A 472-nucleotide genomic window follows, 5' to 3' on the forward strand; every position below is an offset into this window, starting at 1 on the left:
TGCGCAGTGGGCGCAGCAGCGGGGTCGGATTGGCGGTCAGCCGCGCCAGCCCGCCGGAGAACGTCACCGTGCGCTGGCGATCCTGCTCGCGGCGCTGCGCGTACTGCTGCAGCAGCGCCGGCGCGCCCGGGTCGGTGCCGTCGCGCTCGATCAGTTCGGCCAGGGTCAGCGCATCGCGCAGGCCCAGGTTGAAGCCTTGCGCGCCCAGCGGGTGCAAGGTCTGCGCGGCATTGCCCAGCAGCACCGCGCGCGCATCGGTCAGCCGCTCGGCCAGCACCTGCACGATCGGATAGGCACTGCGCTCGCCGCTACCGAGCAGGCGGCCGACGCGCCAGCCCAGCGCGTCCTGCAGCCGCTGCAGCCAGGCGCCCTCGTCCAGCGCGGCCACCGCGTCGGCGTCCTCGGCGGCCACCGCGTGGATCGCGCCGTAATGGCGGTCGCCGCGCGGCAACAAGGCCGTCGGGCCGTCGTC

At 75.2% G+C, this 472-nt stretch carries 1 protein-coding gene; it reads right to left on the bottom strand.

What is annotated here, in order from left to right; genetic code table 11:
• The coding region (locus tag D180_RS17885; RefSeq protein WP_017913873.1) for an FAD-dependent monooxygenase at positions 1–472 on the bottom strand (472 nt) is incomplete at both ends.

The sequence above is a fragment of the Xanthomonas sp. SHU 166 genome (assembly GCF_000364685.1).
GTDB lineage: Bacteria > Pseudomonadota > Gammaproteobacteria > Xanthomonadales > Xanthomonadaceae > Xanthomonas_A > Xanthomonas_A sontii.